Source organism: Holospora elegans E1 (assembly GCF_000648275.1).
GTDB lineage: Bacteria > Pseudomonadota > Alphaproteobacteria > Holosporales > Holosporaceae > Holospora > Holospora undulata_A.
This window is the reverse complement of record NZ_BAUP01000062.1, coordinates 1-15733: the sequence shown is the minus strand read 5'-3', so window position 1 is coordinate 15733 and position 15733 is coordinate 1. Positions and strand designations below refer to the sequence as shown.

The following is a 15733-nucleotide window of genomic DNA, read 5'->3' as shown; positions in this document are numbered from 1 at the left end:
TCCTGATGCGTTCAAGCTGGGATTTTATTGAAGGTGGAGAGTGCATCTTGTGGATCAGCGCAGGATGCTGAACCTTTCGCTGATCGATCATACTAAGTACGAAGGTTCATTTGCATTAAACATTGTTATTTATTTTTAATAAAATAGCCTCTTTTTCGGATCTTTAAAAGACCCTTCAAAAAAGTGAGGGGGAGTATGAGCTTTTACGACAATTTTATTTTTATTCTGTACAATTTAGAATACTCAACCTAACACATTAGTAAAGTTATGAAACTACCTATTTTAAATATTTTTTTTATGAGCATTGTGTTTATAGAAGACTCTTTTGCAAACGGATCAGGCCAAGACATAGCAGAAGAATCTACCCTTCCAAATTTTGGACCAAACAAAAGGGCAATACCCGAAAGTGAAAAATTTAAATTTTTTATATTAGAGTTAAGAAGATGTTTAAGAATTTTAGTTCAAAGTGATGGTCTAGACGCTCTTCAAAAAAATTTTTTTAAACTTCTACAAGAAAGAAGCGATCTTTTAAATCTATTTTTAAACTTTTCTAAAAAAATAAAAAAAATTTTCTTAGAACTCTAGAGGTATTAAAAAGCAAATCAATCTATGATCCTAACTACTATGATCCTCAATTTTTTAAGATCATAGGCTTAAGTAAAGACGATTTCGATTACATTATGGACATTCTTCAACCTTATAACTTTTTCATATCTCGTAGCGCAGTACAAGACGCAATGCCATTAGTTTGGCACCACTTACAAACTGCTTTTATGCACCACCTACACCACAATATGAGTAGCCTCACGGCGATAGGAGCAAAGCCGAAAATCTCAGAATCATCAGAATATAACTTTTCAGATTCTGGGCAAAACAAAAAGTTTGGAAACTTTATATCAGAGTTACGAAACAATTTAAATTTTTTATTTACAAGTAAAAACTTATATGAGCTTAACCAAACGTTTTTGGCGCTGATACAACAAAAAAGAGATTTGTTTAATCAGTTTTCTAAATTTTCTAAAAAAAATCAAAAAAATTTTATTAGAACTCTAGAGGTATTAAAAACCAACCAAACTACAGATTTTGAGGTTTTTAGAAGAATAGGATTAGATAAAGACGATTTCGATTACATTGCAAACCTTCTTCACCCTTTTAGCTTTATAGTAAAAAGTGCGGAAGTAAAGAAAGCAATTCCATTCATTTGGAAGAACTTACAAGTTGCTTTTTTGCAATATTTACAATACATAGGCCCCATAGACCTATCAAAATATGACTTTTCAGATTTTGGACAAAACGAAAAGTTTAGACATTTTATATTAGATTTAAAAAGCTGTTTAAAAACTGTATTTTTAAGTCCAAGTGTACACGATCTTCAGAAAATATTTTATGCGCTAACACAACAAAGAAAAGATTTGTTTTATAATTTTTCTAGACTTCCTAAAAGAAATCAAAAAAATCTTCTTAGAACTTTAGAGGTATTAAAAACCGAAAAAACCGCAGATCTTGATTTTTTTCATAGCATAGGATTAGAGAAAAACAATTTCGATTACATTGTAGATATTATTGATCCCTTAAGTTTTCCAGTACAAGATGGCGCAGTAAAGAAAGCAACCCCATTTATTTGGAAGAACTTGCAAGAAGCTTTTTTGAAATACTACCAATAAATATCTTTCAACATTCAAAAAAATAAAACAAATTAAAGGATTAGTAGACCAAAAAAAATCCAAAAGCTATAAAAACCAATAAAAAAATTTCTCTGAGCGTGAACTTTGGTTAATTTTTATAAAAGTTTTTCCAAACTCTGCGCTCGTATTGATTTTTTATGTACGTGCACAAAAAAATGATTACTCTAGAACACAATAGAATTGTTTGTCACAATCTACAACTACGATAAATCTAATTCGTTAAAATCATAATTCATCAGTAAATAGTATATAGTTTTAGTAGGGTGTCTATCAACACAAAACTGCATAAAAATAAATTTTTTAACTTTTACTTCAATAGGTTGTTTACTTTTGTTTATTTTTTTAATATCATTAGCAACTGTTGTTTCTAGCACATAAAAATGTATGGCTAAATTTAAATCTTTTTGTAATTTTTTTTTAGTAAATATTGTTTGTTTAGGACAGATTTTTGCAACGCCCCACTCTTTAGAAAGCAAAGAACCCAAATCAAAATCTTTTTGCAAGTCAAAAAATTTAACTTCTAAGAAGAGAAAAAAAGGGAAGCTTCCTTCCAGCTTATCGAAAAATTTAAAAAACTGTAAAGCAGATTTGAAAAAATCGAAGGTATCCCTTTCAGATTTTCCGCAAGAAATAAAATCTTTTCCAAAGCATGTCCAGAAAAGGACGCAAAAGAAAAATAAAAAATCAGAGCAAAAATTTAATTTAGGAGATTTTTATCAATCTTCTTTTAAAGATATTTTGAAGTTTTTTTTGAACTCTCCATCAGAAGAAGTTTTTGAAAGCCCATTAAAAACCAGCCCAACAAAAAAATTATCTCAGGAATTTTCTATACTTTCTTGCAGAGACCGATCAAAAGTCGTTAGAATTTTGAAAATTTTAAAGGATTCTGGTTCAAATTTTGATCTAGAATCTAGTTGTCGCCCCTCAGAAAGAAAAGATTTCAAAACTATCATTGAAAAAACAGATTTTATGAATATAAGTGGATATCAAGAAATGATTCCGCGCGCATGGTCTGCCTTACATGATATGCTTAAATCTCAATAATTTTGGTAAAATTTCGTAAATAATAATTTCGGATTAGATTTCAAAAAAGTCTAATCTTTTATTTTATTTTTAAAGTATGTTAGACGTTTTTTTAATGATGGTACCATTCCATTTTTTAGAATACCTAATCTTTAGAGAAGAAGTGTCCGTTGCTTGCACTTCTTTGTAATTTCTAGTAAAATAGACTTGAAAATTTTTGCGATACGTGTCGTGTTAGATATCAAATGGATTCGCACTAATCCAGATCTTTTTGATCAAGGATTGAATCATCGTGGGTTAGAGTCGCAAAGTGCCCAGGTTTTGCAGCTGGATAGTGCTTATCGTAAAGCTTTAAGTTTGTTTCAAGAAATGCGGGGAAAACGCAATAGTATTGCAAAGGAAATTGCGCAAAGAAAAAAAGAAGGAGAAGATGTACAAAATTTAGTTAAAGAATCTAGCGTCTTGTCTGAAGAAGAAGTCGTTTTAGAGCGACAAGCTCAAGGACTTTTTGAGCAGCTAACCGCGTTATTGGAATCTTTTCCTAATATGTTAGATCAAAGGGTTCCTTATGGAAAAAGCCAAGATGAAAATGTAATTTTGAAACACTGGGGGGCTCCCAGAGATTTTACAGAGTTTCCCGCTCAAGATCATGAATCGTTAGGAATGAACTTGGGAATGGATTTTTTGCAGGCTGCACGGATGAGCGGAACGCGATTTGTTATCTTAGCAAAGGAATTGGCTCAATTAGAGCGCGCGCTGTCTCATTGGATGTTAGACATGAACATAAAGCGTCTTGGATGTTTAGAAGTTCATACTCCTTGCTTAGTAAAAGAGGAAGCAGTATTTGGTGCAGGACAATTGCCAAAACTTTCTCAAGATTTATTTAAGACTGTCGATGGACGATACCTTATTGCTACCGGCGAAGTAACCTTATTAAATTTGGTACGAGAAACAATTTTGGAATCCAAAGATCTTCCTTTGAAATTTACCGCCTATACTCCGTGTTTTCGTTCAGAGGCCGGAGCAGCAGGAAAAGATACAAAAGGTATGATACGAATGCATCAATTTGAAAAAGTAGAGCTCTTAGGAATCTGTTCCCCTCAAGACTCACAAGATCTTCACCTTGCGTTTCTTGAGCAAGAAGAGTTTTTGATGCAATCGCTGGAACTTCCTTATCGTGTTGTGGCACTATGCAGCGCCGATATAGGATGGACATCTATGCGCACTTACGATATTGAAGTTTGGCTTCCTGGACAATCTTGTTATAGGGAAATTTCTAGCTGCTCTAATTGTGGAACCTATCAGTCCCGAAGAACAGACACACGGTACCGCGATGCTGATGGTCAATTAGATTACCCCTACACGTTAAATGGATCAGCACTTCCTACGGGGCGCACTTTAGTAGCTATTCTTGAAAATTATCAAAATGTTGACGGTTCTGTTACAATTCCTGAAGTCTTGCGCCCTTATATGGGGGGGAAAGATCGCTTGAATCCTTGTGGGTGCCGCCCTGTTTACTCTTTATGAAAAAATGATGAAAAAAATTTTTCGCGCAATTTTCTTTGCTTCAATAATTTTAGCAGGGTGCACCCCCCCTCCCACTACGCCTGTTGTACTAAAACCAGGGCAAATTTACGTCTCTAGCAGTGACACTATTTATAGTATTGCAAAATGTCATGATATTTCTGTACGAGAGCTTGTAGAAACGAATGGTTTAACCCCCCCCTATATTTTAGAAGAAGGACAGGTTTTGCAGCTGCCTTCTAAATCTGAAGCACAAGATTCTTCTGTTCCAGTGGATGACTTAGACAGTGCCAGTGGGGATCCCATAGCGTTGGCTGAGGAAACATGGAAAGATGTTCCCTTGAATACTTCAGAAGACATTGAAAGTGAAGTAGAAGTTATTCCTTCCCCTACCCTTCCGGCTCCTGAATCGTTACAGGAAAATATTTCACAAAAAGACGCCCCCGAGAAATCTTCTGCTCCTTCTAGAAAAGCCTCTTTTGAAAACAAACTCGCCAAACCTTCTGAAGAAGTTGTATCGCCTGTGATGGGAAAAAAATCCTCTGATCATTCATCCCCCCCCCTTCCTTAGAAAAAAAGACAAAAGTTTTAAAAAATTCTAACAAAAAAGGAAACATTTCTAAAACGGGAGAATTCAAACCCCCCGTACAAAATGACCTTAAGTGCGTTCTAGATAAACAAACTGCAGTATTCCACACGTCACCTAAAGACCCTGTTGTTGCCTGCAAAGATGGCGTTGTTGTATATGCAGGAAAATGCGATCAATTTCATAAAGACCCTGCTTTGGCAAACAAATCTTTTGTTTTTGTTTCTCACACCGATGCAAAAGGAGAAAAATGGAGCAGCGTTTACCTAGGAATAATGCCTGTCGTGAAAAAAGATCAAGCAGTAAAACAAGGAGAAGTCCTTGGAAAATGCCAAGGAGGAGTCTTGCGTTTCCAATTAAGAAAAAATCGTATTCCTGTCAATCCTAAACGTTACTTAAAATAAAGAATGGTGTTGTTCAAGTGGGCTGAAAAAGATCAGATTCGAAGCTCTTTCTTTCTTCTATTGTGGAGTTTGAGTTTTTCTTTAGCTATGCTGATGACAAAATCTCTTTCAAAAACAGTCCCACAAATATCGTTAATGTTGATAAGGTCCGGATTTGGATTAATAGTTATGCTTCCTTTCTGGTACCCTTTCTCCCCGTGGAACGTTTTTTGCACTCCAAACGTAAGGCTTTTAATACTGCGAGGTGTTTTTCAGACTCTTGCCATGGCATTGGGGTATGCGGGGTATCGTTACCTTCCAGGAGAAACCGCTGCTTTTTTAGGAACCAGTGGTCCTTTTTTTGTTTTACTTTTAGCGCGAGTGTTTTTAAAAGAAACTTTAGACTTTCCCCATTGGATTGCCATAATTTCAGCTTATATTGGAGTAATATTTGTATTAAATCCCTTTGCTTTAACGCTTTCTTTTTATACTTTTCTTCCTGTTTTTGCTAATATCTGCATGGCTTTTTCCATCATTGTAACGCGAAAGCTTATCGTAACAAAAGAAAATGAAAAACGTATTTTATTTTCTAATTCTTTTTTTCCTTTAATATTTTTTAGTTTTGCTTCCCTTTATTTTAATCTTTCATGGAACTGCGACGCATTTACCCTTTGCTATATAGCTGGTATCGGCGCTCTTGGAGCTTTATCGGCGGTATCACACTTTTACGCACTTCGAAATAGCTCTTCTGCTTTTGTTGCAATTTTTGATTATTTTCGATTAACAATTTTTTTAATTCTGAATTATTTCATATACTCAGAACCCATGAATCTTAATGCAAGACTTGGAGGGGGAATCATTGTCGTTTCCACTTTTTTGTATACAATACTGAAACAAAAGAAAAGCAACAAATAGATTCTATTTTCTCCCAACTTTTTAGGAGCTTTTCTTGCCTTTTTTAGGGTGGGACTTGACAATCAGAATTAAATCAAGGCAAAGTATAAAGAGGTTTTTTTAGTTTTTGGTGATTCGTGACGAAAATTGTTAATTCTAAACACAAAGCAGAAAGACGATACGGTATTTTTTGGGAAGGAATTCGATCTTCTGCTTCTGTGCGTGCTTATCCGGCAGGGCAGCATGGCGCTAAAGTTTTTGGAAAAAGTACGGTATACGGCCAGCAAATGAAAGTAAAACAGCGACTAAAAAAGCATTATGGTCGCATATCAGAAAAACAGTTTTATCGAACCTATCTTCAAGCAACTTCTGTAAAGGGGGATACGGGTTCTGTTTTTTTGCAATTTTTAGAGCAACGTTTGGGAACGTGTGTGTATCGTTTGAAATTTTCACCTACGATTTTTTCCGCTTGTCAGCTTGTAAGTCACGGACATGTGTTCGTAAATGGTGCGCGCGTTAATGTTGGATCTTATCGCGTTAAAGTTGGAGACGTGATCTCTCTAGATCCTTCTATGCATTCAAATTCTGTAGTACAAAGGGGGCAAAGTTCTGCTCGCCGGATTCCAGAATACTTTAAATTAGAGGAAAGTAATTTTTCTGCTGTTTTGTCTTATGCTCCAGACCCATCACAGATTCCCTACCCTTTTGATCATCAAGTTAGCTCTGTCATTGAGTTTTACGCACGCTGATGTGTTAAAATAAAAAAAACAATAAATCAGTTTTGCCGACAGAGTGTTGTCGGCATTTTTTTTAGAGAAGATAAGGTATCAGAAAAAAATTTAAAGTACGCTTTAAAGCCAGAAGTGCAAAATTTTTACCACTAAAATCTTAATTTTTTACTGCGACCTAAAGAATAGTCTTTTTCTAGTCTTGCATATAACATTTTTTTTTCTTATACTCAAAAAAGCATGCCCAGGTGGCGGAATAGGTAGACGCGCTAGGTTCAGGTCCTAGTAAAGGTTACTTTAGTGGAAGTTCGAGTCTTCTCTTGGGCACGTTTATTGATGAGAAAATTTTTAGTCCACTAAAAATTTCAAGCATATTGAAAATATTTTCGGTTTTTCCTATTGCACTAAGATGAGCTTTGTTTTACCATGAGTATAAATTTTTTGTTTTGTTTTCATGGTGTACGCTTCTTCTAAACGTCTTGAACTTCCTGTGGCTTTAGATGCGGAAAAAAAGTTGTCTTATTTGCGCTTAGCGCGTTCAGAGAATATTGGTCCTATTGGTTTTTTTCATCTTATTGAAAAATTCAAGCATCCAGAAAACGCTTTATCTCGGTTGAAAGCTCAGCCTATTTACAAAGGGCGAATTTGCTCTGCAGATGAAGCTCAAAAAGAGATTGATTTGCATCATGCCAATCGATATCATCTGATTTCTTATTTTGAACCAGAGTATCCAGAATATCTGCGGCAGTTAAAAGATCCTCCTATATTTTTAAGTGTGTGTGGAAGGATAGAGCTTTTAAAAAGCAGTTGTTTTGCTGTGGTTGGCGCCAGAAACGCTTCTCAAAGCGCTCACACCTGGATACAGCAGCATATTCCTTTTTTGAAGTCTTCTTCACAAACTATCACATCAGGACTGGCACGAGGTGTGGACACATGGGCGCACGAAGCTGCGTTGAATGCGGATATGCCCACCATTGCAGTCATTGCAGGGGGGCTAGGAAACATCTATCCTTTGGAAAATAAAACTCTCTATCATCGCATAGCAGAACAAGGAGCAGTTATCTCAGAAGATCCTTTGCATTTGTCTCCTCAAGCGCAGCTATTTCCTAAAAGAAATCGTATTATTTCCGGGCTTTCTTGGGGAATTTTAATCATTGAGGCTGGCATTAAGTCAGGCGCCCTACTTAGTGCAAAATATGCACTAGATCAGAATCGCTGTATTTTTGTTTTACCAGGGCACCCTCTTGATTCTCGATCTCACGGAGGGAACAAGCTTATTAAAGAAGGAGCATGCTTAGTAGAAACTGCTTCAGACATAAAAAAAGAATTTCCTAAAAGCATTCCTCGTATGTCATTTTGTGCTAAAGAAGAGGAAGAAACTGATTATCTTCTTTCCTGCAGTAACACATCTTCATTTCTTGGCATAGAAAGCCAAACTTCAGAACATTCAGACGTGTTACGTTTATTACTTGAGCGCATAAGCACAGTTCCCACTTCTATCGAAACTCTTAGAAAAGAATTGAAGGTTTCTTCTATTTGTCTACAAAATATGCTGGTTGAATTAGAGTTGCAAGGATACATCGAACGATATCCAGGAGACGCGGTCGTTGCTGTTCCTCAAGAAGGAGGCAGCTGTGTCGAAGCTCATTGTAGTTGAGTCCCCTAAAAAGGCAAAAAATATTGCTCAATATTTTCCAGGAGACATCGTGCTGGCAAGCGGGGGGCATGTAAGGGCACTTCCCACAAAAATCAGTGCTGTTCGTCCAGAAGAATCTTTCGCTTTGACATGGCAGCTGGTGGAAAAAACGGAAAAAAATCTAAAATCTATAAAAGACGCGGTGCAAAAGGTAGATACTCTGGTTTTGGCCACAGACTTAGATCGAGAAGGAGAAGCCATCGCGTGGCATATTTTAGAGTATTTGAAGGAAGAAAATGCGCTTCCAGAACGAGTGGTTGTTCAGCGCGTTGTTTTTAATGCGGTAACAAAAGAAAGTGTTTTAAAGGCACTTAAAAATTACAAAAATATTAATCAAGATCTTGTAGATGCGCAAATTGCGCGCTCAGCATTGGATTTAATGGCAGGTCTTGGTCTGTCTTCCATGTTATGGAGAAAAGTTCCAGGAAGTCGTTCTGCAGGACGTGTCCAATCTGCCGCTTTACGAATTGTTGCAGAAAGAGAGAGTGCCATTATAGGATTTAAGCCTCAAGAATATTGGTCTATTCATGGGAAATTTTTGTGTCATTCCCCTGAATACACGTTGGAAGCTCAATTGGTTCAATTCAACAAAGAAAAACTAGATAAATTTTCTATTAGTGATGAAACATGTGCGCAAGCTTGGGCTGAAATTTTGCGTGGAGTTCCTTATCATATCAGTTCAATTGAGAAAAAAAATGTTCAACGCTCTCCGTATCCTCCATTTATTACCTCTTCTCTTCAGCAAGATGCTTCTAGCGCTTTAGGGTTTTCCCCAGCAAAAACCATGCAGTTGGCACAAAGATTGTATGAAGGCATTCATGTTCATGGAGAAATTTTAGGGTTAATTACCTATATGCGAACAGACAGTGTATTTTTGGTTCCAGAATTTATCGACCAAGCCAGAGCTTATATCCATAAAAAATGGGGAAAAGAGTATGTTCCAACAAAATCAAGAGAATACAAAGCAAAAAAACATTCTCAAGAAGCTCATGAAGCGATACGTCCTACAGATCTAAAATGGGAGCCAAGTCTTATTCAGCCATTTTGTCAAGAGTACATGGACGAATGGAAGCTTTACACCTTAATTTGGAAGCGCACTTTGGCCAGCCAAATGGAAAATGCTACATATCAACAAACTAGAGTTATGATTGAAAATCAAGATCAATCGGCAGCGTTTAAAACAACTGGATCCATTCTTCAGTTCCCCGGATTTTTGTTAGCGTACCAAAAAGAAGAACAAGAACCCAATAAAGAAGACGACAGAGATCGGGTTTTACCAGCTTTTTTGCAAGAAGGACAAAATTTAGAAATTAGTGATGTTTCTTGCGCTCAACATATGACTCAACCCCCAGCACGCTTTACAGAGGCCTCTCTTGTAAAGGAATTAGAAGATTTGGGAATTGGGCGTCCAAGCACTTATGCTCGTATTTTACAAGTTCTTCAAGATAGAGGGTATGTGCGAAAAGAAAAAAAGCGTCTCATTCCTGAAGAACTTGGAATGCTGGTGTGTGCTTTTTTAAAAAACTTTTTTTCAAGGTATGTAGATTATGATTTCACTTCGAATTTAGAAAATCAGCTAGACAGTATATCAACTGGAGAATTAGCCTGGAGAACGCTTTTAGAAGAATTTTGGGGCCCTTTTTCTCAAGCCTTAGAACAAGTCAAGTCTGTCAGCGTATCAGATGTGTTAGAGCATGTAGAAAATCAGATTCTTGATCTATACCTTCCTAATCGAGAATGCCCAAAATGTAAAGAAGGAAGATTAGAGCTTCGGTTAGGAAAGGCAGGGCCTTTTACTGGGTGTTCTTGCTACCCTGAGTGCACATATTTATCTGGCCTTCAACAAGAAGACTCACAAAGTCAAGGAGACCTTGGAGAACACCCTGTTAGCGGAAATCGCATAGAAAAAAAACAAGGTCCCTATGGAGGGTATGTTCTTTGCGGAGATAAGCGTGTTTCCAGTGACTCTTTTTGCAGCTTTGAATCTTTGGATCTAGATAAAGCGTTATGGTTATTAAATTTACCAAAATCTTTGGGGGCTCACCCCGATGGAGGAGAAATCGTTCTAAATATCGGAAGATTTGGTCCCTATCTCCATTACAATGGAGCATTTTTTTCTTTAAAGCAAAAAGAAGAAGCACTTATGGAGTTTTCTTTAGAAGCAGCGCTGGAACGTATTCAACAAAAGAAACAAAGATCTAAAACTAGTTTTTCCAAAGCTTTACCTAAGAAAATCAGTAAAGCCGTGAAAGAAGATGCTACACTAAAAAAGGCTAGCAAAACCGTAAAAGACAACACCTTACCTAAGAAAGTCAGCAAAACCGTAAAAGACAACACCTTACCTAAGAAAGTCAGCAAAACCGTAAAGGACAACTCCTTACCTAAGAAAGTCAGCAAAACCGTAAAGGACAACACCTTACCTAAGAAAGTCAGAAAAACCGTAAAAGACAACACCTTACCTAAGAAAGTCAGCAAAACCGTAAAAGACAACACCTTACCTAAGAAAGTCAGCAAAACCGTAAAGGACAACACCTTACCTAAGAAAGTCAGCAAAACCGTAAAGGACAACTCCTTACCTAAGCCAGCAGAACAGTGAGGAAAAAATCAAAAGATAAAGCCCCTCTTGCCTCCAATATCTTCTTAAGGAATTTTACAATGGAAACAAAGTTTTTAGATGAAAAAAAAAAATTTTAATGTATGTTTTGGGTTCGACCATGCAGGAAAAGATTTATCCTTTTTTCTAATGGAAAAACTTTTGGATAAAGGAAATATAGTCCTTTGTCCTCAACGTACCTGTATGGAGGAAGATCCCTCTATTCCCATTCTTTATCCCGCTGTGGTTCCTCTTGTGGTTCAAGAAGTATTAAAGAAAGAGACTTGGGGAGTTTTGGTGTGTGGAAGTGGGATTGGAATGAGTATTGCCGCCAATCGATATTTAGGAATTCGCGCAGCACTTTGTAAAGATACGTCAGATGCTGTGTTGGCCCGCCAGCATAATAACGCGAATATTTTAGTTTTGGCAGGAAGAACTTTGCATCCTGATTCAGCATTACACTGTCTATTAGAATTTTTATTCACGGATTTTTCTTATGGGCGCCACAGCAAAAGGGTAGAAATGTTAGACCATATGCCTTTTATCGGATAAACTTAATGGATCAATTCTAATGGGTCAATTTTTCAAACCTTTTGGTGATTGGCGAGTATATGCCTCTGTTTTATCTGCAGATTTTCTGTATCTTGGGGAAAATCTCAAAAAGGTATCTCCTTACGTAGACGGAATGCACTGGGATATTATGGACGGACACTATGTTCCAAATCTTACGTTGGGGCCTTTTGTTATTGAAAAAGCCAGGGCTCTTCTTCCAAATCTTTGGTTTGATGTGCATATCATGGCAACTCCCAGCGAAGACATTATAAAACTTTTTATCGATTTACCGATTCAAAGTCTGGCTTTTCACCCCAAAACTGTTAAAAATCCTTTAACACTTATTCATGACCTGCATCGCAAAAGAATTCAAGCTGGATTTGCAATAAATTTAGAAGATGATCTTTCTGTTTGGCCTTTGCGGTGGCTAAACACGATAGATTATTTTCTTGTTATGGCGGTAAAACCTGGGTTTGGAGGTCAAAAATTCAACTCTAAAGCACTTCAAAAAATCTCTTTTCTTCGACGCAACGCTGTTCATGCCGATATTCTGGTAGACGGAGGAATAGTTTCAGAAACTGCAAAACTTAGCCAAAATGCTGGAGCTTGTGGAGTAATTTCTGGTCAATTTATTTTTCATAAAACGCTTTACGAAGAAAGAGGAAAAATATTAAAAAATTTAAAAGCTGAATAAAAATAAATTAATTTGTTATCGTTCATTATATTAAGGGGGTATGTACTTCCCTGATAAAATTATTGCAAAAACGGATCAAGAATTTTTTACAAAAGTAGTATTTTTTCTTTTTTACTTCTTATCGTTTGCATTCTATCATATAAATCGGATACAAGATAAAATTGGGGTTTCTCACACCTAAGACAAGCCCTTAGACTTTTTCATATTTTTAGTAAAACCGTATAACAATATAGAGCTAACTTATTTAGAACCTTCATATTCAATTTTTTTATAAAAAATAAATCTGTTATCGTTCAAAGAATTATTAATTATTTGCACCAGTAAAATAATTCGTATATAATTTCTTCAGTCATCCCTGAGATCTTGTTCATATTTTGTTAATGTATAAAAAGCAATCTCTGTTCTTTAAAGTGTTTTTTTTCTTCTTGTTTTCATTCTTTTTTTTTACACGGGCATTTTGTCTGTCTCCAGAATCTGTCATAGAGCTCCAATGGGGAGAAGAGGTCTATGAAACAGCAACTTACGTAAAAGTACCTTTGAAAATTCTCATCGCTCCTCATTGGAAATTGATGGGACCAAAAAGTATTGGAGATACGTTAAGCCATCCTCCGGAAATTTTTTGGAAAAATTCTCAAAATATATCAGATGTTCAGGTGTTGTGGCCCGCGCCAATTCCTTGGTTTGAGGCAAAACAAAGGGGGCAAATTTATCGGCACCATGTATTTGCTATGCTTTATGTTCAGCTTAAAGACCGCAATGGTGGAAAGTTGAACATTGAATTTAGGGGGCAGTGCTGTGGAAACGTGTGTAAAATAGTGAAAGAGACTCTTTCCTTACCGTTAAATTCTTATCAAGCGTTTCAAGGAAGAAGCTGGAAAATGTTATTATTTGCGTTTTTGGGGGGGGCTATCTTAAACGTTATGCCTTGTGTTTTACCGGTTTTGGGATTAAAGCTTAAGGGATTATCTAAAGTGTCTCCTTTTTTGTTGAAGCGAACATTTTTAATGACAAGTCTTGGAATTTTTTTGGGATTTTGGTTGCTGGCATTGACTACAATCTTATTGAAATTCGTTTTTCAAAAAGAAGTTGGATGGGGAATACATCTACAAAACCCTTATTTTCTTATAGCTCTTTGCCTAGTAATGGTTATTTCTTCTTACAGTCTATTAGGACTTTTTCAATTTAATATTCCAAGATGGACTTTGCGGTTTGTTCCTAAGGACTATCGCACATCCCTTGGAGCTCTGGGTTCGGGACTATTAGCAGTAATTCTTGCCACTCCTTGTTCTGCTCCGTTTTTGGGACCTGCTTTGGGGTATTTTTTGTGCGGAACAATGCAAGAAATTTTGTACGGATATACTGCCATTGCTTGCGGATTTGCGTTACCTTATATTATTGGATTTGTTTTCCCTATTTATCGTTTTCTTCCTAAACCCGGTGCTTGGATGGTAATACTAGAGCGCTTAATAGGAATTTCTTTTTTAGGAGCAGCAGTTTGGTTGGTTTGGTGGCCTTTGCGTTCTTTTCTCTCAGTTTTTATGCAACAACTGGCTCTTGGTTTACTAATTTTGATGGCCTGCGTTCCATTACTACATTATTTCTTAACGTATCGATTGTCATTATTATGGAAGAGTATTTTACTTTTTGCTTTCCCTAGTATGGCGGGAATAGGGCTGTTTTTGTTGCCGTTCTTTAGTCAACAATCTGGTCAAAAAATTTTTATGCAGGACGGAAAAATTCATTGGATTCCTTGGAGTCCTGAGTTAATGCGTCAGTCTATACAGGCAGGACGTATTGTGTTTATCGATGTCACGGGAACAGGGTGCTTAACATGCATGCTGAACAAGCAAGTATTTTTACATCCAAATATTCAAAACCTTCTTGCAAAACCGAACATGGTGTGCATGCGCGCAGATTACAGTACAGGATCTGATGAGATTACTGCTTTACTTAAATCCTTTTCTCGTGCGGCTATTCCATTTAATGTTTTGATTTCTAAAGATTTTCCAGGAGGAATTGTTTTAAATGAGTTGTTAAGCGTAAAAGAGATTGAGGAAGTTTTAGAGTTATTTAAAAAATTTCAGCCTTCTAAGGATTTAAAAAACAAGGATTTGAAAAACAGTAAAATCTTATATAAAAAGGGAGAAAAAAATGTCTGAATGTGCGCAAGAATCGCTTGCATCTTTATCTTTTGAAGCAGCAATGAAGCAGTTAGAAGAGATTGTTAAAAAATTTGAATCTGGAGGACTAACGTTAGAAGAATCAGTTATTGCTTACGAAAAGGGGGTGCGGTTGCGCCAGTATTGTGATGAGTTGCTTAAAAATGCAAAACTTCGTATGGAGCAAGTCAGTAGAAACTTAGAAGAAGAAAAAACTGATGACAAGATGAAGACAGCTTAAAAAGATCTTTACTGAATTTAAAATTTTATAAAATTACAAAGGTCTTCAAAAATAATAGGTTTGATAAAAAATTAAAGAATATGAGGTAGAATAACTTAAAACCTAACAACAGTGAAAAATGCAAAAACGAATTTTTTTATTTCTTTTTACCATGATGGCTTTTGATTCTGTGTTTTCGACACCACCTGCACCACCTCCTGCAGCACCTCCTGCACCACCTCCTGCTGGGCCTGCCCCCGCTGGAGGACCTAATCCTGTCGGCCCTAGTCAACCTGTGGACGACATTTTTAGTTCATCATCTTCCAAAGGGGGAGATCTAGAGCAACGCGTCGATGCTATGGAAGGAGCATTTATGGATATTTGTAAAAAGTTTTCAAGTCCAAAAGACGAGAGCACATCAAGTCATGGCGGATCAGAGGGAGCTCCCCCTCCTGCTGGTGGAAATCCCCCCCCCGCATAAGAGAAAATAAGTAAAATATTCAAAAAAGCTGATCAAAAAATTGGTCAGCTTTAGAATTTTTTTATTAGCCTCAAAAGACTGGACTCTTTGTATGCACAATAGATTTATTTGAGGAAGTTTTTCCTAACTTATCTGAGCGACTCTTTCCTTGCGTTGCTCAGCCCCCCCTATTATTTCTTATTTTTTATAATATAGTAATTTAGGTTAAATTAGATATTTTAAAGAGCCACGAAACAACGTCGAATAGAGCATTCAATCCCCCTCTTATTAGCCAAGAATTTCTCTATTGGATTCAAATCAAGAGAGTAAGGAGGTAGAAAAATTATACTACATTTTACAGATTCTATTAATTCTCTACTTTTCTTGGATTTATGAAAAGAGGCATTATCCATAATACCACCTTGACCAAGCTTAGATCCTCGATCAGAAATCTACACAAGCTTGGAATAATACTGTGTCGCAAGATCCCTTAAACCTCATTGGTGCTATCGGCGTGTTATTAACCAAACCGGCAA

16 protein-coding genes, 1 tRNA gene and 1 pseudogene are annotated in these 15733 nt (G+C 36.5%); 16 read left to right on the top strand and 2 right to left on the bottom strand.

The features are described from left to right. The first annotated feature begins 297 nt into the window (after positions 1-297). Both HE1_RS02180 and HE1_RS02175 read left to right on the top strand, forming a co-directional pair. The gene (locus HE1_RS02180; protein WP_162480203.1) at positions 298-585 is read left to right on the top strand and encodes a hypothetical protein; all 288 of its coding nucleotides are present in this window, start codon (positions 298-300) and stop codon (positions 583-585) included. 95 nt (positions 586-680) lie between these two features. Then, positions 681-1664, top strand: a complete 984-nt coding sequence (locus HE1_RS02175) for a hypothetical protein (RefSeq protein ID WP_035544205.1) — start codon at positions 681-683, stop codon at positions 1662-1664. Between the two features lie 221 nt (positions 1665-1885). Here the strand turns inward: HE1_RS02175 and HE1_RS08075 are convergent, their stop codons facing one another. Next, entirely contained in the window at positions 1886-2188 is a 303-nt protein-coding gene (locus HE1_RS08075) for a hypothetical protein (protein ID WP_152531083.1), read from the bottom strand. An 85-nt stretch (positions 2189-2273) separates the two neighbouring features. On the opposite strand from HE1_RS08075, the gene HE1_RS02170 reads away from it, so the two are divergent. The 14 genes from HE1_RS02170 (at position 2274) to HE1_RS08760 (ending at position 15218) form a co-directional block, all read left to right on the top strand. Continuing rightward, the gene (locus HE1_RS02170; RefSeq protein ID WP_162480201.1) at positions 2274-2729 is read left to right on the top strand and encodes a hypothetical protein; all 456 of its coding nucleotides are present in this window, start codon (positions 2274-2276) and stop codon (positions 2727-2729) included. A 210-nt stretch (positions 2730-2939) separates the two neighbouring features. Beyond that, positions 2940-4235 (top strand): serine--tRNA ligase, encoded by a 1296-nt coding sequence (serS, locus tag HE1_RS02165; protein ID WP_035544201.1) that lies wholly within the window; start codon positions 2940-2942, stop codon positions 4233-4235. A gap of 7 nt (positions 4236-4242) precedes the next feature. Then, entirely contained in the window at positions 4243-4803 is a 561-nt protein-coding gene (locus HE1_RS02160) for a LysM peptidoglycan-binding domain-containing protein (protein WP_035544198.1), read from the top strand. Further along, on the top strand, positions 4785-5222 hold the full coding sequence (locus HE1_RS07095; protein ID WP_084490930.1) for a M23 family metallopeptidase: 438 nt from the start codon (positions 4785-4787) through the stop codon (positions 5220-5222). The genes HE1_RS02160 and HE1_RS07095 overlap by 19 nt, the downstream gene beginning before the upstream one ends. Positions 5223-5225: 3 nt before the next feature. Next, complete coding sequence (locus tag HE1_RS02150; protein ID WP_006296938.1) at positions 5226-6116, top strand: DMT family transporter; 891 nt, start codon at positions 5226-5228, stop codon at positions 6114-6116. 116 nt (positions 6117-6232) lie between these two features. Further along, on the top strand, positions 6233-6844 hold the full coding sequence (gene rpsD / locus HE1_RS02145) for a 30S ribosomal protein S4 (RefSeq protein WP_006296939.1): 612 nt from the start codon (positions 6233-6235) through the stop codon (positions 6842-6844). A 221-nt stretch (positions 6845-7065) separates the two neighbouring features. Next, a tRNA-Leu gene (locus HE1_RS02140) sits at positions 7066-7150 on the top strand. Between the two features lie 130 nt (positions 7151-7280). Continuing rightward, on the top strand, positions 7281-8480 hold the full coding sequence (gene dprA, locus HE1_RS02135) for a DNA-processing protein DprA (protein ID WP_162531192.1): 1200 nt from the start codon (positions 7281-7283) through the stop codon (positions 8478-8480). Then, positions 8458-11115: a type I DNA topoisomerase gene (topA, locus tag HE1_RS02130; protein ID WP_052567227.1), complete on the top strand. Its 2658-nt coding sequence runs from the start codon at positions 8458-8460 to the stop codon at positions 11113-11115. Before dprA ends, topA begins: the two co-directional genes overlap by 23 nt. A gap of 78 nt (positions 11116-11193) precedes the next feature. Next, the gene (locus HE1_RS02125; protein WP_006304064.1) at positions 11194-11664 is read left to right on the top strand and encodes an RpiB/LacA/LacB family sugar-phosphate isomerase; all 471 of its coding nucleotides are present in this window, start codon (positions 11194-11196) and stop codon (positions 11662-11664) included. A 19-nt stretch (positions 11665-11683) separates the two neighbouring features. Beyond that, positions 11684-12358, top strand: coding sequence for a ribulose-phosphate 3-epimerase (locus tag HE1_RS02120; protein WP_035544194.1), 675 nt, complete (start codon positions 11684-11686; stop codon positions 12356-12358). Between the two features lie 425 nt (positions 12359-12783). Beyond that, complete coding sequence (locus HE1_RS02115; protein ID WP_162531191.1) at positions 12784-14517, top strand: protein-disulfide reductase DsbD family protein; 1734 nt, start codon at positions 12784-12786, stop codon at positions 14515-14517. After that, entirely contained in the window at positions 14510-14758 is a 249-nt protein-coding gene (locus HE1_RS02110; RefSeq protein ID WP_035544189.1) for an exodeoxyribonuclease VII small subunit, read from the top strand. The genes HE1_RS02115 and HE1_RS02110 overlap by 8 nt, the downstream gene beginning before the upstream one ends. Before the next feature lie 118 nt (positions 14759-14876). Continuing rightward, entirely contained in the window at positions 14877-15218 is a 342-nt protein-coding gene (locus tag HE1_RS08760; protein WP_035544186.1) for a hypothetical protein, read from the top strand. A 218-nt stretch (positions 15219-15436) separates the two neighbouring features. Here the strand turns inward: HE1_RS08760 and HE1_RS10285 are convergent. Further along, positions 15437-15613 (bottom strand): annotated as a pseudogene (locus HE1_RS10285) (transposase); the annotation flags it as partial. Positions 15614-15733 lie beyond the last annotated feature (120 nt).

Bases quoted from the DNA above. Each gene is read 5' to 3' on its own strand.
- HE1_RS02180 (WP_162480203.1), top strand. From the start codon at position 298: ATGAGCATTGTGTTTATAGAAGACTCTTTTGCAAACGGATCAGGCCAA.
- HE1_RS02175 (WP_035544205.1), top strand. From the start codon at position 681: ATGGACATTCTTCAACCTTATAACTTTTTCATATCTCGTAGCGCAGTA.
- HE1_RS02160 (WP_035544198.1), top strand. From the start codon at position 4,243: ATGAAAAAAATTTTTCGCGCAATTTTCTTTGCTTCAATAATTTTAGCA.
- HE1_RS02150 (WP_006296938.1), top strand. From the start codon at position 5,226: ATGGTGTTGTTCAAGTGGGCTGAAAAAGATCAGATTCGAAGCTCTTTC.
- HE1_RS02125 (WP_006304064.1), top strand. From the start codon at position 11,194: ATGAAAAAAAAAAATTTTAATGTATGTTTTGGGTTCGACCATGCAGGA.
- HE1_RS02120 (WP_035544194.1), top strand. From the start codon at position 11,684: ATGGGTCAATTTTTCAAACCTTTTGGTGATTGGCGAGTATATGCCTCT.
- HE1_RS02110 (WP_035544189.1), top strand. From the start codon at position 14,510: ATGTCTGAATGTGCGCAAGAATCGCTTGCATCTTTATCTTTTGAAGCA.
- HE1_RS08760 (WP_035544186.1), top strand. From the start codon at position 14,877: ATGCAAAAACGAATTTTTTTATTTCTTTTTACCATGATGGCTTTTGAT.